The sequence below is a fragment of the Micrococcus sp. 63XJN7_8_ISO-PGPR-S23-253 genome (assembly GCF_056173425.1).
The window spans coordinates 290,749-308,501 of record NZ_CM149673.1 but is presented as its reverse complement, the minus strand read 5'-3'; the positions used below and the strand labels follow the sequence as shown (position 1 = coordinate 308,501).

The following is a 17,753-nucleotide window of genomic DNA, read 5'->3' as shown; positions in this document are numbered from 1 at the left end:
GCGGTCAGTCCTCCGTGGGGATCTCGATCTGGCCGGTGACGGCGGCAGTGATCAGCGCGGCCCGGCGCTCCTGGGCGAGCTCGATGAAGCGTTCGGCCTTGGCGATGAGCGCGTCGATCTTTGCGGTCTCGTGGTCGAGGTGGTCGACGATCACGCGCTGCTCAACCAAGCTAGGCAGCGGAACCTCCATCCGGCCAAGGACCGAGCCATTGAGGTTCATGAGACCAGTAGATGTGGTCGCGACCAGATTAATCCAGCTACGGGCTTGATCTGTCCGCATGAACCACCACAAGAACTTCGGAATCATCGTGGGCCGCAGACGTAGTCTCTGCATGAAGTTCCCGAACCCGTAGCCACCCTCGGCAACTTCATTGTCCACCAGGGTCGTCTTTCCAACATGCTTGAACGACCCGCTCGTCTTCGTCACGATGAGGTCTCCCTCCCGGAGCCGGGTATTCTGCCGCTCGGTCTGGGACAAGTTACGCAATGCAGGATCGCCAATAGCCCAGTACCCATCTACCGTCTGTTCCGTCGAACGGAGTACTGCCACATCGTCCGCACCCGTCGGATCTTCACCCCACGCGCCCGAGTCATTGAGAACCAGGTGCCGCCGAAGAATGACTATCTCCGAGATGGAGACGAATGCTCGGTCGATGACTGCCTGACGCCGTTCGCGCAACCGGTTCATTAGCTCGACCTGCTTCGCGATGAGGGCGTCGATCGTGGCGGTCTCGCGGTCGAGGTAATCCGCGATCCGTGCCTGGTCTGATTCGTTGTCCACGGGGATCGACAGAGTAGACACCCACTCAGCAGTTACTCGGCGCAGATTCCCCACTCCCTGCAGGACGGTCTCTCCCTCACTGAGGACCGGCTGCGTTCGAAGGAAGTAGGCAAGATACCTGGGTTCGATTCCACGAGGCCGGAGCACATGCACCTCAGTCGTGGCGAGTCCTGCCACTGTCGGCAGGTCATCAGCCACGAACACGCGGCCAGCCTCGAACGTCGGAGTGATCTTGGGCATCACCACGTCGCCACGACGCAAGACGGTGTATCCGGCCGTGTTGGCCGGTTTGGTGAACTCGTACCGGCGCCGACCGTCCGGCCAGACCGCTTCGAGGGGCAGGAAGGTGACCTCATCGTCCCCCAAGCCGCGCAACTCGGGAACAGGTGGATTAACTTGAGCGACGCGGCGTAGCTGCATGCTCACCGCTCCACCTCGCTCAGCAACTCGATGATCTCGGCGGTGAGCTGCTTGAGCTCGGCGTCGATCTCCTCGAGCGGGCGTGGTGGCACGTACGTGTAGAAGAGTCGGGTGAAGGGGATCTCGTAGCCGATCTTCGTCTTGGACTCGTCGATCCAGGCGCCAGGCACGTGCGGGGCCACCTCAGCCTCGAAGTACTCGTGAATGTCCCGGCCGAAGGGCACCAGCTCGGTGTCCCGCAGCGAGGTGTCCGGCTCCGGCTCGCCCTTCTTGTTCGTCACCACCTCAGCCTCGGGATCGTGCACGCCAATCGCCCCGGTCAAGGCCTTCACCAGTGGAGCGCCGGCGGTCACGCCGTGCTCCTTCAACGCCCTCTTCAGGTCTAGCACGAAGGTGGGCTGGTGGTCCCAGGCCCGGCCACGCAGGGAGGCGAGGGCGGCCTCGAGAGCCGAGCGGCCGTCGTCGGGAAGCTTGTCCACCGGCTTGGTGGCGAGCGCCGCCGCGATGGTGGCATCCTCCACCTCGAAGCGCAGCTGCAGCGGGCGCTCCACAGTGATCTCCCGGTAGCCGAAGTCCTGCGCGGTGAGGATCTTGGAGAACTCGGCGTAGGCCTCGGACTGGGCATCGAAGTCCCGGTAGATGTCCAGTACACGCTGGCGGTCCTCCTTGGACAACTTCTTGTTCTTCGAGCCCACGTTGCGAGGCAGCTTGGTGAAGAACGTGCGGGCGTCGATCAGCTGGACCCTGCCGCGGCGGTCTGCCGGCTTGTTGTTGTCCAGCACCCACACATAGGTGGCGATGCCAGTGTTGTAGAACATGTCCGTGGGCAGCGCGACGATCACGTCCACCAGGTCAGACTCCAGCAGCCAGCGGCGGATCTCGGACGGGCCCGAGCCGGCCCCGCCCGTGAACAGCGGGGAGCCGTTGAGGACGATGCCGGCCCGGCCTCCACCCTCCGAGACCGGGCGGAGCTTCGAGGCCACGAGCTGGAGGAACAGCATCTGCCCGTCGCTGATGGCGGGGGTGCCGCCCGGGAAGCGGTTTGTGGCGCCGCCGGCGGCGATCTCCTTCTCCACCGCGGTGCGGGAGGCCTTCCAGTCGCCGCCGTAGGGCGGGTTGGAGAGGACGTAGTCGAAGCGCTCGGTCAGGTGGGCGTCGTTCTTCAGGGTGTCCCCGCGGGCGATGCCGTCCGCGTCCTGGCCCTTGCCGAGCAGCTCGGACTTGCAGATCGCATAGGACTGATCGTTGAGCTCCTGCCCGAACAGGCGGACCTCCGCGTTCGGGTTCATGCGGCGCAGGCGCTCGTCCAACAGGGAGAGCATGCCGCCGGTGCCGGCCGTGGGGTCATAGACGGTGCGGACCGGGTACCCGGTGAGGACGTCGTCGTCGTTGGCCGTGAGCAGGTCCACGAGGAGCTTCACCGCGTCGCGCGGGGTGAAGTGCTCGCCCGCCGTCTCGTTGGAGGCGGCAGCGAAGCGGCGGATCAGGTCCTCGAAGAGGGTGCCCATCTCCGCGTTGGAGACGGTGTCCGGGGAGAGGTCGATGGAGGCGAACTGCTGCAGGACCAGGAAGAGGCGGTCGTGCTCGTCCAGCTTGGCGACCGTCTTGTCGAACTCGTAATAGGTGAACAGGTCCGCCACGTTCTGGGAGAACCCGTCCACGTAGGCCAGCAGGTTCGTGCGGAGCAGGTCCGGCTCCTGCAGGGTGCGGTCCAGGGTGAAGGGGCTGAGGTTGTAGAACGTCAGGCCCGTGCGGGACTCGACCAGGTTGTCCAGGACGAAGTCCGGCTGCCCCTTGGCCGCCAGCTCCGCGAAGAACTCCCGGTGCGGGGCCATGACCGCCTCCATGCGGCGCAGGATGGTGAGCGGAAGGACGAGCGTGCCGTACTGGTTCGGCTTGAACACGCCCCGGAGCTGGTCCGCGATCCCCCACACGAAGTTCGAGAGGTTCTGGGGAGAGGGCATGGTGGCAGAGCCTTTCGGAGCACGGCGGTGTGGTAGTCGGCCTCATTCTGGCACGGCGACAACCCAGGCCTCGGCTCACGCCCGGCACGGTCGATCCCCACTCCGTCGCAGTTCGCTGCGCGGGCCCTCCGGCGGCCAGACTCACGCACCGAGGCCCCGGTCTGCATCGCACTGAACGATGCATCCCGAGGCCCCGGTCGACGGTTGCGGCCCGTGAGAGATCAGCTCTCGGCGGCCTGGCCCTCCTGCACGCGGAGCATGGCCCCGAAGGTGGCATCCGGCTCACCGCGGAAGAAGTCCCGGCCGTAGACCACGAGGCAGAGGATGACGCCCGTCGCCAGGCCCCATGCGGCACCGTTGGACGCCAGCACCGCAGCGGTGACTCCCGCGATTCCGAGATCCTTGACGCTGCGGGCCTCCATGATGCCGACCCTCACGGACACGAATCCCTGGATGAGCAGGGTCAGGGCCAGAGCCACCCCGAGCACCGGCTGCACCAGCGTCACGATCGGCAGCAGCAGGAGCCCGGTGTTCGTCCCCCACCGGAACGACCCTGCCCCGCCGAAGATCGACTTCATGGCCTTGCGGCCTTCCTTGTAGCGCTCCACGATCACGACGTGCATGGCAGACCAGAGCGGACCGCACATGGCCACGTCCGGACCGATCATGGACATGATGGTGTTGCGGCCGCCGAAGATCAGGTGTGCACGGTCCGGGTTGTACACGACCGCCTCATCCGTGCGGATCTGGTCGGCCTCCTTGAGGATCGCCCGGGCCTGGAGGACGTCGCCGAACACGACGATGTAGGTCGCGAGGACGGTGGGCAGCGCGGTGAGGAACATCGAGGCCGGCGGGAGGCCGATGCCGAAGATCGTGTACCCGGCGAAGAGGCCCGCGAAGTCCGGGGTGTTGAACCCCCACTCGATGGTCGGCCACGGCGCTTCACCGGCCAGGGGTGCGATGACCACGGCCAGGAGGATCACCGGGAGGATGCCCAGGTTGCCGATCGTGCGCCACATCGGGTTCTTGGTCCGCATCGCGGCGAACCGGCTGGAGAAGAGCAGGAGGAAGGCGATCCCCACCGCGATCGTGATGGTGACCGGGAAGGTCTCGAAACGCCCTCCGGCGACGAAGAGGGACTGGACGGCGGCGATTCCCGCACCCACCAGGACGCCCGCCTTGATGGCGGAGGGGATCAGCGAGACCACCTTGGAGGCGAGTCCCGTCGCACCCAACGTGATGGAGAAGACGCCCAGCATGAACTGGAACGCGATGAGTGCATGCACGCGCTCCTCCCCCTCAGGGAACGCTGAGCAGTAGGCCATGACCAGCGGGATCGCCGGGGTGATCCACCCGGGAACCACCGGGTCACCGAGGAGGTGATGGGTGAGGTACAGGAGGCCGTTGAACACCACGACGGCGAGGGCCACCTCGAACGGCATACCGAGCAGTTCGACCATCAGAGGGATGGCCGCGAGGTCCACGGCGCACATCAGGAGGCCCTGGACGTAGTCCGGCCACTCGAAGCGGTAGTGCACGAACGGCAGGCGGATCTGGAAGGGCCCTGCCTTCCAGTGCGGGGGGACTTCCCCGATGCCCTCATCGTCCAGCGAGTGATGCGCAGTAGTCGTCATGTCCGTGGCCTTCAGTATTCGATGATCTGACGGACCGCACGGCCATCGGCCAGCTGGTCCATCGCTTCGTTGATGTCGTCGAGCCGCATGGTCGCGGAGACGAGCTTCTCCACGGGCAGCCGACCTTCACGCCACATCTGCTCGTATCGCGGGATGTCGCGAGCGGGCACAGAGGTGCCCAGGTACGAGCCGATGATCGTGCGGGCCTCACCCGTGATGGTGAGCGGTGAGATCTCCGCCGTCTGCTCCGGCGAGGGAAGCCCTGCCGTGACGGTCCGGCCGCCCGGCGCCGTCGCGTTGAACGCCGTTGTGAAGGCCGCCGGATGGCCGGCGCACTCGACGGCGTGGGTGGTCTTGATGCCGCGCTCCGCCATCTCTTCGGGTGAGTAGGCGGCATGCGCGCCATAGCTGAGGGCGAGCTCCCGCTTCTCCTCGGACATGTCCACCGCGATGATCTCCTGCACACCGCTCGCCACCGCCGTCAGAAGGCAGGCGACCCCCACGCCGCCGAGGCCGACGATCGCGATGGAGTCCCCCTCCTCCGGGGCCGCGGCGTTGAGCAGGGCGCCGCCGCCGGTCAGCACGGCACATCCCAGGACCGCAGCGACGGCGGCCGGCACGTCAGAGCCGACGGGCACCACGGACTTCCGATTCACGACCGCGTGGGTCGCGAATCCGGAGACGCCCAGGTGGTGGAACACCTCGTCGCCGTCGCGGTGGAGTCGGATCCCGCCGCCCAGGAGGACGCCGGCGTTGTTCGCCTCCGTGCCGGGGATGCAGGGCAGGCGACCGTCGGTCTTGCACGCATCGCATTCGCCGCATCGAGGCAGGAACGTCATGACGACCCGCTGGCCGACCTCCACGTCGTCGACACCCTCACCGAGCTCCTCGACGATCCCGGCGGCCTCGTGGCCGAGCAGCATGGGGACGGGCCGCACGCGATGACCGTTCACCACGGACAGATCCGAATGGCACACGCCCGAGGCCTCCATGCGGACGAGGATCTCGCCTGCGCCCGGGGGATGGAGCTCCAGGTCCGAGATGGTGAGGGGACGGGACGAGGCGTACGGCCTCTGCCGGCCGATCTCCTCGAGAACAGCTCCACGGATCTGCATGTGAGCGCCTTCCACGACGGGGATGTGTGATGTAGGCCTCAGGGCCTCGTCCCATCCCACCAGCGCTCCTTGTTCAGCGCTACAGACATCCAGTCCATCTCTCACCGAATAAAGTGGGCAGAGTGACCACTGACACCCTCGACCACCGCCTCCTCCGAGCCCTGCTCGACACGGCTGCCGACCTCGCGGAACTGGCCGACACCGAATCCGTCCTGGCGTCCATCGTTCGGCGCACTCGGGCCCTCGTCGGAACAGACATGGCCTATCTCAGCCTCAATGACCACGCAGCAGGTGAGACGTACATCCGCCGGGCTGAGGGCGTCGTGACCCACGCGTACCGGACGATCCGCATGCCCATCGGCACGGGAGTGCTCGGGAAGGTGGCGGAGGGTCTGGCACCCTTCCAGAGCCTCGACTACTCCAACGACCCGACGATCACCCACATCCCCCAGGTGGACCACGCGGTGCAGGCCGAGGGCGTCCACGCGATCATGGGCTCACCCCTCGTCGTCGACGGCCGACCGCTCGGCGCCCTGATGGTCGCCGAACGTCGCGCCCGGAGGTTCACCCACTCCGAGGTGACCATCGTCGAGTCACTCGCCAAACATGCCGCCATCGCGATCCAGAACGCACATCGCTACACGGAGGCACTCAACGCCGTGGGGCGCGCGGACGCAGACCGGGATCACGAACGCCAGTCCCTGCGTGAGCTCACTCGCCTGGATGAGCTCTCCTCGCGCCAATGCCAGTCCCTTCTGGAAGAGCCCAATGAGACGGCCGTGCTCAATCGGGCCGCCGAGCACCTGGGGGTGGAGGTGGAACTCCTCTCCCCCGAACGTCCGACGTCGCCGCTGCGGCCCGCCCCCGCCCTCCCCTCGCGTCACACCGCGGGCGTGGCCCACGAGGTCGTGGCGCCGGACGGCTGCACCTGGACGCTCGTTCCCGCAGATCGGGACGCGAGCGACTGGCTCGCCGTCCGTCGCGCCCTCGACCCTGCCGAGGAGAGGGCCCTGCTCAGGACCGCGCAGCACCTCCTGCTCGCACGACGGCTCCGCAGCGCGCGGCGCGCCACCGAGCTCGAGGCGGGCGCCGGTCTGCTGGCCGAACTCGTCGACGATTCCGCCGGTGGAAGCGTGCGACGGCGTCGGGCGCTCGCCGAGCTCGGCCTGCGCGAGGACTCACAGGTCAGCTTGGTCGTCATCGATCTCGCCGCCGTACCCGAACCCCAGTTCGCCGAGCGAGTGCTCTCACCCGTCGCAGGAGTGCGCCTCAGCGCTCCGCGGGGAGGCACATGGTGCGTGGTCGGTGACCGCCCGGATGTGCCCGCCCGCGTGGAGGCGGCAGTTCGGCATGCGACGGAGGCCGTCTGGCAGATGGCCTTCCTTGGGCCGGGCGAGCACTTCCGCGATCTGCCGGGAGCGTTCCACACGCTGGAGAACGCCCTCGCCGTCAGCCGGGTGGCCGGAGGGCTCCACGCCGTGGACGCGTCGACCGTGGGCGCCGTGGGCATGGTCCTCGCCGGGGCCGGCGAGGCGAGCAAGGACGTGACGACCCGCCCGCTGGCGCCGTTGCGCGACCTGCCGCCCCAGCGTGCCTCGGCACTCCGCGAGACCGCACTGGCCTACCTGGACGCCGGAATGAACGTGGCCGAGACGTCCCGTCGGCTCTTCCTCCACCGCAACACGGTCCTTCAACGACTGGAGCAACTCGGCGCCGTCCTTGGGCCCGACTGGCACACGCCCCCGCGGTCGCTCGACCTCCATCTCGCCCTGCTCTCGGCAGCACGCGACGACGGCGGCGCCCCGGGAGTGACAGCCCCCAGCCTCGGGAATCGTCTGCACACCTGACCCTTCTGACCCGGCCACGGCCGCCGAGAAGGGTCAGATCCGCACACGATCCCTGACACACGCCCCCACCGCTCTACACGCGCCAAATACACAACACTCGCCTTGCGTATCTCACTGAGGTGTGCCTTACTGGTTTTCGGACCCCCGCCGGAAGGACCCCCATGGCCCACGCCTCCACGCACCCCGCCCATCCGCTGCCGCCCGTGGCGCCCCGTCGCCTGCTGCTGGCCCAGCGGCTGCTCCGCGGCGAGGGCTCCGTCGAGGTCACGGCCTTCCGCGCCGGCGAGACGCTCACGACGGCCGTCCACGGCGTGAGCGCGGACGGCCGCCTCGTGATCGCCCACGTCCCCAACCTCCTCGGTTCGCTCGGCGCGTTCCACACGCCCGCGCCTCTGGACGTGCGCGTGGACGTCCTGCGCGACGCCCTGGACCTCACGCTCCCCACCCGCCTGGCGTCCGTGCATCTGCTCGGCACCCTGCGCTGGTGCCGGGACTCGGCCGAGGTCGCGGAGCTGGGGCTGCGCGGTCGCGTCGCGGACCTCGTGGCCGACGTCGGCCCGCGGGTGCGCGTGGGCGTCGTCGAGACCCAGCGGATCCTGCTGCACGACGTCGACGGCGTCGCCGTGTTCTGCCGCCACACCCTGCCGCTCACGTCGCGCGGGCTCATCGACCAGACCGAGCTCGCAGACCTGGCGGACGACGTGCTGGGCACCGCCCCCGAGGTGCTCGCGGACCTGGCCGACGCCGTCGCCCTGGGCCTGCTGCCGGGCGAGAGCACCCCGTTGCAGGTCGACACCGAACCCCTGGCCGAGTCCCCCGCCCACGCCCTCGACGCGGACGAAGCCGGGGTGACCCTGCTCCGCGTCCGCGACGGCGAGAGCACCGCGGTGCATGTGGCCCTGCCCGGCGCGGGCCGGCTCGACCACAGCCCCCGGCACGCGTGGCGGCGACTGCTGGACGCGATCCCGGCGCGCGTCACCCACCCCTGAGGGGCGGCGTCAGTCGATCGCGTAGGTGGCGCAGGTGGCCACGTCCGTGACCTCGATGCCCTCGGCGGTGCAGGCGAGGTCGGCGTTGTAGGTGCACTCGAGGCGGTGGCACGCACCGACGGTCGAGGCGCCCTCGGTCACCGGGCGGCGGACGTCCAGCTGGACGAAGGTGCCGCAGCCGGGCGTGCGGTCGGAGCCGGCGACGGTGATGGCCAGGGCGTTGCAGGACGACTGGGCATTGAAGGCACAGGCGCTGGCGGCGCAGGTGCGGACGGCGGTGGTCATGGCGTGATCCTCCCGGTTCGGGCCCGCCCCGGGCTGGGACGGTGCTGCTGGAATCGAGATTACTCCGGCCCGCGAATTGCACAAGAGGGGTGAGCCTTAGTCCATAGTTGATTAGCGCAAATCAATTTTGCGCATTGTCGCGTGCCGTATGGACCGACGTCGTGCCCGCCGGCCGCCCCACCTCGCCGTCACCGCCCGGTCACGTCCGCGTCACCCGTCTCTGCCACCCTGCACGGGTGACCTCGCACACTGATCCCGCGCAGCCGACCGCCCACCCCGTCTCCCGCCGCACCCTCCTCGGCGGGGCGGGCTTCGTCGTCGCCTCCGCGGCGCTGCTGTCCACGCCGGCGGGCACCGCCCACGCGGCCACCGGCCCCACGCCGTTCACGCTCGGCGTCGCCTCGGGCGACCCGTGGCCCGACGGCGTGGTCGTGTGGACCCGCCTGGCCGTGGACCCCCTCGCGCTCGACGGCCTCGGCGGCATGCCGGATAAGTCGTTCCGGGTGGAGTACCAGGTGGCCACGGACGAGGGCTTCCGCAAGGTCGTCCGGTCGGGCGCCGTCACCACGGACCGCACGCAGGGCTACGCGGTGCACGTGGCGCTCACCGGTCTGCGTCCCGGTTCCGAGTACTTCTACCGGTTCCGCGCCCTGGGCCACCTCTCGCGCGTCGGCCGCACGGTCACCGCGCCCGCCCGCGGCTCGAACCCGGGCCGCCTCACCATGACGGTCGCCTCGTGCGCCAACTGGGAGCACGGCTACTTCACCGCCTACGGCCACATGGCCGCCGAGCGTCCCGACCTCATGGTCCACCTGGGCGACTACTACTACGAGATCATGCCGTACGGGTACCCGGTCTCCTCGGGCGTCCCGCGCGCCCACAGGAACGGGGAGTCCCGCACCCTCGCCCAGTACCGGGCCCGCATGGCGCAGTACAAGACGGACCCGCACCTGCAGGACGCGCACGCCGCCGCCCCGTGGCTCGTGATCTTCGACGACCACGAGGTCGAGAACAACTGGGCGGACGAGACGCCCGAGGTCTGGGACCCGAACTTCCTCGCGCGCCGCGCCGCCGCGTTCCAGGCGTACTACGAGAACATGCCGCTCCGTGCGTCGTCCGTGCCCCGCGGCGTCGACATGCAGCTCTACCGCCGCATCCACTGGGGCGACCTCGCCACGTTCCACCTCCTGGACACGCGCCAGTACCGCTCGGACCAGGCCAACCTGGACCTGGTGAAGGTCGTCGACGCCGACGCACGGGACTCGCGGCGCACCATCACGGGCGCGGCGCAGGAGGCGTGGCTGCGCGAGGGCTTCGAGACCTCGGTCGCCCGCTGGGATCTCATCACGCAGCAGGTGCCGTTCGTGCAGTACGACCGCACCTCCGGTCCGCTCCTGTGGGGCGACATGGACACGTGGGACGGCTACGTCGCCTCGCGCGACCGCGTGGTCAGCGCGTGGACCGCGGCGGGCGTCCGCAACCCGGTGGTGCTCACCGGCGACATCCACGAGGCCTTCGCCTCGGACATCAAGCAGGACTTCAACGACCTCTCCTCGGAGTCCGTGGGCGTCGAGCTCATCACCACGTCGATCACCTCGGGCGGCGACGGCTCGGACGCCGCCGCGGAGGCGCTCGCGTGGAACCCGCACATCAAGTTCAACAACGACCTGCGCGGCTACCTCCGCGTGGACCTCTCCGCCCAGCTGCTCGAGGCCCGCTTCCGCGTGGTCGACTACGTGAGCGAGCTGGGCTCGTCGGTGCGCACGCGCGCGGTCTTCGGCGTCGGCGACGGCGAGCATCGGCTCCACCGGATCGCCTGAGGCGAGGGGCCGTCGTCGGGCCCCCTCCTGAGCAGCCCCGGCAGCCCCACCACCCTGGCCGAGTCCGCCCCGCGCTCCTAGCGTGAGGCCATGAGCACCCATCGCCTGTCCTCCACCGCCCTCGGGTTCGCCGCCGGACTGGGCACCGCGGCCGCTGTCACCGCAGCCCGCAAGATCGCCCTCATGGGCGCCGTCGGGAAGGGCCACCCGCTCAAGCACCGCCTCCTGGACGCGGCATCCGGCCTGGTCCAGCCGAAGTACCCCATGGGCGCGATGAGCACCTATCTCAACGGACTGCACTTCTACGCCGACGACCTCGGCCGACAGGTCGAAGCCAGCCACTTCTGCATCCACCTGCGCCACGACCTGCACCAGTGCGTGATCTTCGACCGCAACGCGCCGGACGCACGGCTGATCGGCATCGAGTACATCATCAGCGAGGAGCGGTTCCGCAGCCTCCCCGAGGAGGAGCGGCGCCTGTGGCACAGCCACCACCACGAGGTGCGCTCCGGTGTGCTCACGGCCCCCGGGGTGCCCGAGCTGGCCGAGCACAGCTACTTCGAAGACCTCATCCACACCTACGGCAAGACGTTCCACACCTGGCAGTACGACCGGGACGACTTCCCGTACGGCATCCCCCAGCTGATGATGGGCCTCACCGACGACGGCCAGGTGGACGAGGCCCTCCTGCGCGCCCGCGACGAGCGCGTGGGCGTGGACACCGCGGCCAAGCGACGCAACCGCGCGGACATCCCGGTCCCGGACGTGGTGCCGGGCGCGAACAGCTGGGAGCGCGGGCGCGTCGTGCAGACCACGCTCGAGGAGCGCCCGGTGCGGGGCCGCGACGACTGAGGCCGACGGCGTCAGCAGGGCGCCGTTTCCCGAACGAAAGCGGTGCGACACGCCGCCGTTTCCCGAACGAAAACGCTCGGCGGGCCGGCGCCGTCATCCGGATCGGGCGGGGGCGCCCCGTGAGGGACAGCACGTCCGCCGCACGTGTCGCGTCAGCGAGAACGCTGGGCTCAGACCTTCCCCTTGAGCAGTCGGTGCCAGTAGATCCGGGGCTGGCCGAAGCGGTCGAAGGCCGCCGTGCTCTTCCGCGGCTTCGTCAGGTCCACGCCGGGGATCGACCGGTCCTCGGAGCCGTCGCGGACGTGCTCGTCGAGGACCAGCTCGTCCCGGCTGACCATGACGGGGATCACGGTGTAGCCGTCGTACTTCTGGAGCGGCTTCCCCGCGTCCGCGGCCTGGATGTTCTGGGCCAGGATCTTGACCTGCCGGCGCAGGGCACCGCCGGAGGGCCGTGTGCCCAGGGCGGCGGCGTCGCCCAGCGCCCACACGTGCGGGTGCACGGGATGCCGCAGGGTCGCGGGATCCGCGGCCGCCAGGCCGGCCTCGCCGTCGTCCGCCAGGCCTGCCTCGGCGATGAACTCCGGGGCCCGCACCACGGGCGTGATGTACGCGGCCGCGACGTCGGTGATCCGCTCACCGGTGTTGAGCACCACCTCGCGGGCCTCGTGGTCCACGGCGTTCACCTCTGCGCCGGCGTGCACATGGATGCCGTACCTCGCCACGGCCTCGGCCAGAGCGGGGTCGATGGTCTGCCGGTCCAGGATCCGGCCGTAGGGGGTCACCAGGTGGACGTCCACGTCCGGCAGGATCCCCGTGCGCTCCCACGCCGCGCAGGCCAGGAACAGCGCCTTGAGCACGGTGCCGCCGCACGAGGAGGGCTCAGCCGGCACATTCGCCACCACACGGTCCCCCGCGGCCACACGCGACAGCAGCGCCCGGGCGGCGTCCACGTGCTCGGGCACGTGCGCACTCGCCGCCCATCCGGCGGCGTAGGCCTCACGCAGCCCGTCGATCGCACCCCACCACGGGGTCAGCCCCGGGCAGAGCACGAGGTGGCGGAAGCCCACGGTCAGCCCGGTGCTCGTCACCGCGGTCCGTTCCTCGGCGTCCACGGCCACGACGTGGTCCGGGATCCATTCGACCCCGTCCGGGATGACGGCCCGCATCGGCCGTTCGAACCGGGCCATGTCCGCCTGCCCGCCCGCCGCGTAGTTCAGCATCGGCCGGTAGCGGTGCAGCTGTTGGCCGTCGGCGATGGCGACCCGACCCTGCCGCTTCCGCCGCAGTGCGGCGGCCAAGGACACGCCAGCGTTGCCGCCGCCGACGATCAGGATGTCGTACTGCTCGGTCACGTGGTCCTCCGTGGGGTGACGGGGTCAAGGAAACGGTACGACCGCCCCCGCAGACGTGCTCCGCGGCAGACGGGACGTGCCGCCCATCCTCCACTGGTGGCCGGGGCCGGCGCTAGCCCGTAAGGCCCAGCAGCCGCAGCTGGTCGGCGTACTTGCGCATCCCGACCTCCACGGCCTGCGGGTTCTGCGCGTACCAGTCCAGGTGGGTCTGTCGCAGCTGCTCGGCCGGGACGGTCTGACCGGCCACGGTCCAGTCCTCGGTCGGCTCGGCGTCGAGGTCGAGGGCCTCCACCACGACCGCCTCGAGGGGCGCGCGCACCCCGCCGAGGAGCACGCGGGAGGCGGGCACGGGCTGGACGGCGACGTCGCCCGGCAGGCGCTCGGCCACGCGCTCGGCCACGCGGGTCAGCAGTGTGTTGGTCGGGTGGTTCACGGTGTAGAAGCCGACGCCCCGCTCCGCCGCCACCAGATCCGCCATGGACAGCGTCCCCTTCGCCTCCTCCCGCGCCCGCAGCGCCTGCACGGACGCGGCGGCGGCCTCACGGATCGCCGCCGGCGCCACCTCCCGACGACGGCCCGTCGCCGCCTCGGCCAGCACGCGCAGATCGTGGTACGGCACGACGGGCGGGTCCTCCCCCGGCCGCTCGGCCGCCCCGGGCGCGAACTTCCAGTTGCGGAGGGTGACCTGCCAGGGGAAGCGCGAGACGTCGTACACCACGGGGATCCGCACCACGGCGGCGTCCTCGGGCAGCCGGGCCACGAGCTGGTCCGTGCCGATGGGCATGCCCCGGTAGTCGTGCGGGATCGGCTGGGTGACGAGCGCCTTCACGCGCGGCAGCAGCCGCTCCAGGTGCGCGACCTCGTCCGGCTGGGCCTCGAAGGCGGGCGGCACGCGCACGCTCACCAGGTCCGCCCCGTGCAGCGGTGTGCCGGGCTCCCCGCCGAGCAGCCGCCGATACGACTCGCCCTGGCAGTTGCCCCACACCAGCAGCAGGTCACCCTCGGGCAGGTCCTCGAGCCCGTAGAAGTGGCCGTAGTGCCGGCGTCGTCCCTCGTCCTCGTGCACGCCTGCGTCCTCTCTCCTCAGCCGTCCTCGCGCCGGATCCAGTCGACGCCCGTCTTCCCGAACCACCAGGCCAGGAACGCGGAGAGCGCCGCGATGCCCATGCCCACGGTGGCGTCCGAGCCGCGCCCGTCCCCCAGGTACTCCATGATCACCGAGACGCTCGCCACGAAGAACAGTGCGGCGCCCAGCGCGATCCCCACCATGGCCGTGCCCGCGAGCTTCCAGCCCACGCCGCCCCTGCGCGCGGCCGGTGCCGCGGGCGCCGGGACGGACGCCGGTGACGGCGGCGCCCACCGGTGCGCGCCCGCGGGCGGCACGGACGGCTCCGTGCCGTGGCGCTGGCGCAGGGACTCCGGGATGATCGGCCCGTCCGGGGCGGGCGGCACCGCCTCGCTCCAGAGCCGGCGCACGGTGCCCCGCCCGCTCTGACGCGCGAGCGCCAGCACCACCTCGGCGGTCCGCACGGCCTCGGACCCGGCGCCGGCCGGGCGGGCGCCGTCGGGGATGCCGAGGGCCCGGGCCGCGGTCGCGATCCGGGGCGGGTCGACGTCCGGGCGGAGACGGCCCACCAGGGCCAGGGCGTCCCGCCACTCGTGCTCCTGCGGCGTCCCGCCGGTCGCGCGGGTGGCCGCCTCGTACGCGCCCCGGTCCCGGTCCGCCCCGGACGCCACGAACGGCAGGTGTTCCCCCAGCAGGTCGAGCTGGGCGGCCACCTCGGGCCAGTCCGGCGCGTCGGCGACGGCGGCCTCGTCCACCCCGTGCAGCTGCGTGTGCAGGCGGGAGAACGACGTCGGCCCGGTCGGCGGGCGCACGGGCCACCGTTCGGCGGCGACGATGTCGCCGCCGCGCACGAGGGCCATGTCCACGGCGCACACGGACGCCGGGTCGGCCCCCGCGGTGTGGATCTCCACGGCCACGAAGTCCAGTTCGTCCAGCTCGCTCATCGGTCCTCCCGTGTTCCGTCCTGTCCGCGATTGTGCCAGCCCCGCCCCGCGGGCACCGGCCCGCTCAGCCCCAGCCGCCCCACCACGCCTCGAGGTCCGGCACGGCGGCCACGGGGGCCCAGCCCAGCCGGGAGGCGGGCACCCGCCACCCCCGCGCCGTCCCGCCCCGCCGGCGCCGCCACCGCGCCCGTGCGCACGTCAGCACGGCGAGCACGCCCCGCTCGGCCCGCTCGTCCGGCTCGCCCAGCACCTCCACGCGCTCGACGCCGGCCCGTTCCAGGCACAGCAGCCACGCGGCGACGGCGTCCGCGTCAGGCCGGGCTCCGGCCGCGGCGGGCCGCAGCGGCACGCGCACGTCCACGGACCAGTCGGGCGCCGACCGCACGGCGTCGAGGTCGCCGCGCGCCGGCGTCGGCGGCAGGTCCTGGGACGCCGCCGCGCCGCCGTCGGGCTCGCCCAGCAGCCGCACGCGGGGGTCGCCGAGCGCCCGCGCCGCCGCCTCGTCGAGGCCGCCCACGACGCCGACCCGCGCCCCCGGCGCCGCGCGCAGCACGGCGTCCACCGCCACCACGGCCGCCGCCGCGCCGTCCGTGCCCTCCGGCACCCGCACGCGCGCCTCGACCCGCAGCGGGCCGGCCAGGGACAGGCCGTGGCCGCGGGCCGTCGGCGCGGGGATGCGAGAGGCCAGCACGAGCGCCTCGCGGGTCTTCACCCGGGCGGCCTCGGCGGCGTCGCCGCGTCCGCCGAAGTCGGCGCCGGCCTGCCACGCCACGGCGTCCGGCGCGTGGCGCAGCGCCGCACCCACGCGCCACAGCCGGTGCGCCAGCTCCCAGTCCTCCCCGCCGTAGCCGATGAACGCGGGATCGAAGCCGCCGGCCTCCTCGTAGACCTCGCGCGCCACCGTGAGCACGGCCGAGATGACGTACCGGTAGCCGGTGGAGTCGGCGCGGCGCAGGTCGTCCGTGGCCCGGTACCCCTCGCGCAACCAGGCCGGCTCGGCCAGGCGGGCGTCCGCGGGCACCTCGCCCCCGGGTCGCCAGCCGTCCGCCCAGGCCCGCTCCAGCCAGGCCTCCGCCAGGTGTCGCCGCCGGCCCACCACCGCGGCGTCCCGGGGCGCCTCGGCCACCGCCGCCACGGCCGCGGCGAGGTACCCGGGCTCGGGGAGCATGTCCCCGTCGAGGAAGGCGAGCACGTCGCCGTCGGCCGCCTCCGCCCCGAGCGCCCGGGCCGCCGAGGCGCGGAACCCGCGGTCCTGCTGGCGCACGGTCACCACGTCGAACGGCAGGTCCGGGCCCACCCGGGGCGGGACGGGCGAGCCGTCGTCGGCCACCACGAGCTGCAGCCCGCCGGTCACACCGCGCTGGGCCGCGAGCGCGGCCGTGAGCCGGTCGAGGTCCGCCTGGGCCCGGTAGTAGGGCACCACCACGGAGACGGCGGCGCTCACGTCCACCTGTGCACGCGGCGGAGCACGTCGAAGAGCATCCGCGCGCAGTCCTCGGCCCCGGGCGAGAGGTCCACGGCGGGGTCCAGCCACGTGCGCTCGGGGTCCTCGACCGCCTCGGCGATCGCCTCGGCCATCGCGAAGGCCGACGACCCGTTCGGGTGCACGAGCCGCAGGGTGCCCGGGCGCAGGCGCTCCATCTCCTCGGTGTAGCGGCCGGCGGAGGCGATGGCCCGCCGCCCCACCGAGGTCCACGCCGCCAGGGACCCGGACGCGGACACGTTGCGGTGCGCCGCGAACGGGATGCCCGCCGAGAGCAGGGCCGCGTCCGCGAACTCGTCCGGCACGAACCCGGTGACGCGGAACTCCAGGCCGCGCGCCTCGGCGTCGCGGGTCAGCTCCGCCACGAGGTCGTCGTGGCCGGCGCTGACCGGTCCGAGCGCCGTCAGCCGGCGCGGCGCCCCGGAGTCCGGGCCCCACTGGCGGTGCAGCTCGGTGAGGGCCTCCAGGGCGAGGGCGTGCCCCTTGCCCGGGTAGACGAAGCCGAAGAGCACGACGTCCTGGTCGAGGCCGGCCATGCTCTCCGGCACCACCGGCTCGGCGCGGGCGGCCGCGGCCCGGCGGTCCTCCACGGGCAGCGGGACCACGTCCGCGGCCACGTCCACCAGGTCCGCCAGCAGCGCCCGCTCGTGCTGCGAGGAGACCACGACGCCGGCCGCCGCCTGGGCGAGCCGCGCGTACGCCTCGCCGCGGCGGCGGTAGCGGCCGTCGCCCTCGGCGGGCTGCGGGATGTCGTGCAGGGTGAGCGTGGTGCCCTCGGGCAGCACGTCGACGAGCAGGTCCGCGGCGGCGGTCGCGGTGGGGCCGAACAGCGCGTCCGTGACGTCCAGGTGCACGGCGGCACCCAGCGCGCGCGCCTCCTCCAGCAGGGGCACGAGGCCCCGGAACGCCGCGACGTCCTCCGCCGTCAGCAGCTCCACCTCGGCGCCCACCCGACGGAGGGCGGCGGCCGTCTGCCGACCGTGGCGCACCACGCCGTGCTCCGGCGCGCCCACGGTCACGTACAGCACACGTCCCTGCGGCTGCGAGTCCACGTCCACGATCCCCTTCACCTGCGGCGGCGCTCCTCGACGCGGCGGCGCGCCGGAACGGACAGGATGCCGCTGCTCCGATTCTCCGATCCTGCCCTGACAGACTAGATTTCGCGACCCCCGACCCGGGACGGGGACACGCCGCCCGCGCG

14 protein-coding genes are annotated in these 17,753 nt (G+C 71.7%); 4 read left to right on the top strand and 10 right to left on the bottom strand.

Features of this window, described 5'->3' with window-relative positions; translation table 11 throughout:
* Positions 1-4: 4 nt before the first annotated feature.
* The 4 genes from AC0VX4_RS01455 to AC0VX4_RS01440 all read right to left on the bottom strand — a co-directional run bounded on the left by AC0VX4_RS01455 (position 5) and on the right by AC0VX4_RS01440 (position 5,914).
* Positions 5-1,201: a restriction endonuclease subunit S gene (locus AC0VX4_RS01455; RefSeq protein WP_060775115.1), complete on the bottom strand. Its 1,197-nt coding sequence runs from the start codon at positions 1,199-1,201 to the stop codon at positions 5-7.
* Positions 1,202-1,203: 2 nt separating this feature from the next.
* Positions 1,204-3,165, bottom strand: coding sequence for a type I restriction-modification system subunit M (locus AC0VX4_RS01450; RefSeq protein WP_060775116.1), 1,962 nt, complete (start codon positions 3,163-3,165; stop codon positions 1,204-1,206).
* A 221-nt stretch (positions 3,166-3,386) separates the two neighbouring features.
* On the bottom strand, positions 3,387-4,799 hold the full coding sequence (locus tag AC0VX4_RS01445) for a hypothetical protein (RefSeq protein WP_060775117.1): 1,413 nt from the start codon (positions 4,797-4,799) through the stop codon (positions 3,387-3,389).
* 11 nt (positions 4,800-4,810) lie between these two features.
* Complete coding sequence (locus AC0VX4_RS01440; RefSeq protein ID WP_060775118.1) at positions 4,811-5,914, bottom strand: alcohol dehydrogenase catalytic domain-containing protein; 1,104 nt, start codon at positions 5,912-5,914, stop codon at positions 4,811-4,813.
* 122 nt (positions 5,915-6,036) lie between these two features.
* Here AC0VX4_RS01440 and AC0VX4_RS01435 point away from each other — a divergent pair, with 122 nt between their 5' ends.
* Positions 6,037-7,761, top strand: coding sequence for a helix-turn-helix domain-containing protein (locus tag AC0VX4_RS01435; RefSeq protein ID WP_060775119.1), 1,725 nt, complete (start codon positions 6,037-6,039; stop codon positions 7,759-7,761).
* A gap of 161 nt (positions 7,762-7,922) precedes the next feature.
* Positions 7,923-8,750 (top strand): hypothetical protein, encoded by an 828-nt coding sequence (locus tag AC0VX4_RS01430; RefSeq protein WP_060775120.1) that lies wholly within the window; start codon positions 7,923-7,925, stop codon positions 8,748-8,750.
* A gap of 9 nt (positions 8,751-8,759) precedes the next feature.
* Here AC0VX4_RS01430 and AC0VX4_RS01425 read toward each other — a convergent pair whose 3' ends face one another.
* On the bottom strand, positions 8,760-9,035 hold the full coding sequence (locus AC0VX4_RS01425) for a DUF1540 domain-containing protein (RefSeq protein WP_060775121.1): 276 nt from the start codon (positions 9,033-9,035) through the stop codon (positions 8,760-8,762).
* Positions 9,036-9,271: 236 nt separating this feature from the next.
* On the opposite strand from AC0VX4_RS01425, the gene AC0VX4_RS01420 reads away from it, so the two are divergent.
* Positions 9,272-10,855: an alkaline phosphatase D family protein gene (locus AC0VX4_RS01420; RefSeq protein ID WP_060775126.1), complete on the top strand. Its 1,584-nt coding sequence runs from the start codon at positions 9,272-9,274 to the stop codon at positions 10,853-10,855.
* Between the two features lie 90 nt (positions 10,856-10,945).
* On the top strand, positions 10,946-11,707 hold the full coding sequence (locus AC0VX4_RS01415) for an OBAP family protein (protein ID WP_060775122.1): 762 nt from the start codon (positions 10,946-10,948) through the stop codon (positions 11,705-11,707).
* A gap of 170 nt (positions 11,708-11,877) precedes the next feature.
* Here the strand turns inward: AC0VX4_RS01415 and AC0VX4_RS01410 are convergent, their stop codons facing one another.
* From AC0VX4_RS01410 to AC0VX4_RS01390, 5 genes are all read right to left on the bottom strand, one after another.
* Positions 11,878-13,059 carry an NAD(P)/FAD-dependent oxidoreductase gene (locus tag AC0VX4_RS01410; RefSeq protein ID WP_060775123.1) on the bottom strand — a complete coding sequence of 394 codons (1,182 nt, stop codon included), beginning with the start codon at positions 13,057-13,059 and terminating at the stop codon, positions 11,878-11,880.
* A 112-nt stretch (positions 13,060-13,171) separates the two neighbouring features.
* Complete coding sequence (locus AC0VX4_RS01405; protein WP_060775124.1) at positions 13,172-14,125, bottom strand: WcbI family polysaccharide biosynthesis putative acetyltransferase; 954 nt, start codon at positions 14,123-14,125, stop codon at positions 13,172-13,174.
* 17 nt (positions 14,126-14,142) lie between these two features.
* Positions 14,143-15,069, bottom strand: coding sequence for a 3'-5' exonuclease family protein (locus AC0VX4_RS01400; protein ID WP_060775125.1), 927 nt, complete (start codon positions 15,067-15,069; stop codon positions 14,143-14,145).
* 64 nt (positions 15,070-15,133) lie between these two features.
* Positions 15,134-16,513: a glycosyltransferase gene (locus AC0VX4_RS01395; RefSeq protein ID WP_475464480.1), complete on the bottom strand. Its 1,380-nt coding sequence runs from the start codon at positions 16,511-16,513 to the stop codon at positions 15,134-15,136.
* Positions 16,510-17,622: a glycosyltransferase family protein gene (locus tag AC0VX4_RS01390; RefSeq protein WP_060775695.1), complete on the bottom strand. Its 1,113-nt coding sequence runs from the start codon at positions 17,620-17,622 to the stop codon at positions 16,510-16,512. The genes AC0VX4_RS01395 and AC0VX4_RS01390 overlap by 4 nt, the downstream gene beginning before the upstream one ends.
* Positions 17,623-17,753: the final 131 nt, after the last annotated feature.